5 protein-coding genes are annotated in these 3,612 nt (G+C 62.7%); 2 read left to right on the forward strand and 3 right to left on the reverse strand.

All coding sequences use genetic code 11. The features are described 5' to 3' along the window. Together A2I95_RS27675 and A2I95_RS27680 are read left to right on the forward strand one after the other, a co-directional pair. The coding region (locus A2I95_RS27675) for a DMT family transporter (protein ID WP_291735088.1) at positions 1-398 on the forward strand (398 nt) is incomplete at its 5' end. Beyond that, positions 395-913: a hypothetical protein gene (locus tag A2I95_RS27680; protein ID WP_291735091.1), complete on the forward strand. Its 519-nt coding sequence runs from the start codon at positions 395-397 to the stop codon at positions 911-913. The genes A2I95_RS27675 and A2I95_RS27680, both read left to right, overlap by 4 nt. A 62-nt stretch (positions 914-975) precedes the next feature. Here the strand turns inward: A2I95_RS27680 and A2I95_RS27685 are convergent, their stop codons facing one another. The 3 genes from A2I95_RS27685 to A2I95_RS27695 all read right to left on the reverse strand — a co-directional run bounded on the left by A2I95_RS27685 (position 976) and on the right by A2I95_RS27695 (position 3,464). Beyond that, entirely contained in the window at positions 976-1,293 is a 318-nt protein-coding gene (locus A2I95_RS27685; protein WP_129370442.1) for a polymer-forming cytoskeletal protein, read from the reverse strand. 208 nt (positions 1,294-1,501) lie between these two features. Then, positions 1,502-2,185, reverse strand: a complete 684-nt coding sequence (locus A2I95_RS27690) for an ABC transporter ATP-binding protein (RefSeq protein ID WP_027259439.1) — start codon at positions 2,183-2,185, stop codon at positions 1,502-1,504. Further along, positions 2,178-3,464, reverse strand: coding sequence for a lipoprotein-releasing ABC transporter permease subunit (locus A2I95_RS27695; protein ID WP_027259440.1), 1,287 nt, complete (start codon positions 3,462-3,464; stop codon positions 2,178-2,180). The genes A2I95_RS27690 and A2I95_RS27695 overlap by 8 nt, the downstream gene beginning before the upstream one ends. Positions 3,465-3,612 lie beyond the last annotated feature (148 nt).

Below are 3,612 nucleotides of genomic sequence, written 5' to 3' on the forward strand. Positions count from 1 at the left end.
TTGGCATCCCGGTGCTGGCCGCCCTGAATGCGGCCCTGGGCAAGCTGATCGGCTCCCCCGCCTCAGCCGCTGTGGTGCTGTTCCTGATCGCGCTGATTGCCACGATCCTCTATTGCCTGATTGTTGGCCCGCAAGCCCTGGCAAAAATCCCCGCCGCGCCCAAACACCTGCTGCTGGCAGGCGTTCTGGTGGCCTTCTACGTGCTGTCCATCACCCATGTCGCGCCGCATTTCGGCGTTGGCAACGCGGTGTTCTTCGTGCTGATCGGCCAGTTGATTTCAGCTGCAGCCATCGACCACTACGGGCTGTTCGGCGCCCAGATCAGCCCCCTGACCCTGACCCGCACAGCCGGAATTTCGGTAATGGCGCTGGGGGTCTGGATCACCCAGATGGCGTGAGCCGCAAAAACCGGGAAAAGAACAAGACTGCCGTTGCCCTTGCGGCAGTTCAGCGCTTCCAGCAAGAGCAACGAGACATGACAAAGCGCCTTCTCACTTATGCCGCTGCATTCTTGGCAGGATTTCTAATTTGGGTTTTCTTCACGGTAATGAAAGCGATAAACCCGTTTCTTCCTTGGCAGTATCCGGCTCTCGCTTTGTTCACCGGAATGTCCTTCCCCGGCGGAGCCACACCAGGCCTGCACTTCCTGAACCATGTGGCAGAAACCTGGTTTCCCTTCTTGGCTGCATTTCTCGCCGCCAAAGTATTGACGCGGAAGCGAGCAAGGTTCCTGGGCGCGCTCACCTTGTATGCTGCTTTTCTGGTTTGGTCCCTTGCGATGGCCGTGCTGGTCAGCAAGGGGGTCCCATTGGAGACCATATTCACGATCGGCCTTTTGGGAACCCTTGCTGGAGGGGCTGTTATTTACCTGCGCTCAGTTGATCCGATCCGCCCTTCAAAACACCCGGATTAACTGGCCAAGTTGAGATCAGCCCAGGCTGACAGCAGGCTGGCGGATTTTTTTCACCCGCGCCTCTACCCCTTGCCGGTGATCTTGATGTTGCCTTCCACTTGCGCACCGCTTTCGGTGGCCATGCTTTGGGCAGACACATCCGCCTTCACCTGCGAGCTGGAGGCGAGCCGCAGGTCCTCGCACTGGATTCTGCCGCTGTAGGTGCCCTCAACGGTCACCGATTGCGCGCTCAGGGCGCCGTCAACCGTGCCGCCCTGATGCACTGTCACCGCCTGCGCCGAAAGATCCCCAACCACCCGGCCGCGGACTTCGACGCTGCCTTTGCTGGAGGTGATATTGCCCTCAACAGTCACATCTTTTTCGATAACGGAATTCACCACGTCTCAGCCCTTTCTGCGCATTCCCGGCCAGCCTAACCTGCCGGGGCCGGTTTGAACACCTGATAGCAAACCGCCGCGCCCGGCCATAGCCTGGGCCTGATGCCCCCGGCAAACTTCCGCCTGCCGCCGCTTGCTGCCGTTCTCCGCCGCCTTCATCTTTTCGCAAATACTCTCGCCGAAGGCCTTGCGCGGCAAAGGCGCAATTTGCTCATATGGCCACCAGCAGCCCATCCTGCAGCTTCACCTGCCGGTCCATCCGCGCGGCCAATTCCAGATTGTGGGTGGCAATCAGCGCCGACAGACCGGTGCCGCGCACCAATTCCATCAGCGCCGCAAACACCTGGTCAGCGGTGCCGGGATCCAGGTTCCCGGTCGGCTCATCCGCCAGCAGCACCCGCGGCGCATTGGCCAGCGCACGGCAAAACGCAACCCGCTGCTGCTCGCCGCCGGACAAGGCCGCAGGGCGGTGGCCGGCCCGGCCAGCGAGGCCCACAGTGCCCAGCAGATCCGCCGCCCGCGCCGCTGCCGCCTTTTGCGAGGCGCCATTGGCCAGTTGCGGCAGCACGATGTTTTCCAGCGCCGTGAATTCCGGCAGCAGATGGTGAAACTGGTAGACAAACCCCACCTCCTGGCGCCGGACCCGGGTGCGGCGGCGCTCCCCCTTTCGGGTGATATCCTCGCCCGCAACCCGCACCTCGCCCGTGTCCGGCGTATCCAGCAGGCCAGCGATATGCAGCAGCGTCGACTTGCCCGCGCCAGACGGCGCCACCAGCGCTACAACCTCGCCTGCCCGCAAGGTAAGATCAGCCCCGCGCAGAACATCCACCTGGCCGGGCGTGCCCTGCAGATAGGATTTGCTGATCCCCGTCAGCTCCAGCGTGATCTCACTCATATCGCAGTGCCTCCACCGGGTTCAGCCGAGCCGCGCGGCGGGCCGGGAAAATGGTCACGAAAAACGACAGTCCCAGCGACAGGCCAACAGCCGACAGAACATCGCCTGGCCGCAGCTCGGCCGGCAGCGCATAGATGCCGCGGATCGACGGGTCCCAGACGCCGCCGCCCATCAGATAGTTCACGAAAGAAAAGATCGGATCGATGTAAAGCGCAAACAGGCACCCCAGCAGCACGCCGAACACCGTGCCCAGCACCCCGGTAAAGGCGCCGCAAATGAAAAACACCCGCATCACCGACCCTTCGCTGAGGCCGATGGTGCGCAGGATTCCGATGTCGCGGCCCTTGTTCTTGACAAGCATGATCAGTCCCGAGACGATATTCATCGCCGCAATCAGCACCAGGATCGACAAGATGATGAACATCACATTGTCCTCGACCTCCAAGGCCCGCAGGAACCCGCCCGAGGCATCGCGCCAGGTCCACACTCCGGCAGCGCCGCCTGCCGCGCCCAGGATCGCAACCGCCATGGCATCAACGTCCTCCGGATCCTCCACCATCACCTCGATCTCATCCGCAACGCCTTCACGGTTGAAAAAACCCTGCGCCTCGGCAAACGGCAGATAAACGCGGGTGCGGTCAATGTCCCAGCGTCCGGCGGTGAAGACATAGACCACCTCATAGGCGTTGACCCGCGGGCTGGTGCCAAAGGCAGTCTTGACGCCATTGGGGGATATCAGCTTGATCTTGTCGCCCACGCTCACCCCCAGTTCGCGTGCCACGCCGGAACCGATGGCGATGCCGGCCTCAAAGCGCGCCAGATCCCCCACCGCTTCCTCGCTTTGGGCGACACCGGGGATGCCTTGAATATCAGCCGCTGAGATGCCGAACACCTCAACACCTGCATTGCGCTGGCGCCGGTTGGCCATCACCTGTCCTTTGATCAGCGGGGCCGCCCGGGTGACGCCGGGCACCGCGGCCACTGTTTCAGCCAGCGCTTGATAGTCTTTCAGCGAGCGGTCCAGAACGCCGGTCTCAGTCACCTCGCCATAGGAATAGAGCGTCACATGCGCGTTGGCGCCCAGAATGGTGCCGACAAATTCCGACCGGAAGCCCGAGCGCACCGCCAGCGTGGCAATCAGAGCAAACACCGCCAGGGTAATACCGATGAGGCTGATCCAGGTCATCACGCTGACCCCGCCCTCGGCCTTGCGGGCGCGCAAGTACCGCCAGGCGATAATCCATTCAAATCGTGAAAACGGCGGAGGTGTCGTGGCCATATGCTGTCCTGCCCGGAGATTTTGCTGCAACCTGTGCTGCCGGGCGCCCGGGGTCAAGGTGTGGTTGCCGGTCCGGCCCGATTTCCGCTGCTGCCGGCGCCGCTGGGCTTGCCGCAGCTTCGCCTGCCAGATGCCGCCGCACGGCGCC

The organism is Leisingera sp. F5 (assembly GCF_001593695.1).

Excerpts from the sequence above, each read along its gene's own strand:
- A2I95_RS27690 (WP_027259439.1), bottom strand. The coding sequence starts at position 2,185 with ATGAGTGAGATCACGCTGGAGCTGACGGGGATCAGCAAATCCTATCTG.
- A2I95_RS27695 (WP_027259440.1), bottom strand. The coding sequence starts at position 3,464 with ATGGCCACGACACCTCCGCCGTTTTCACGATTTGAATGGATTATCGCC.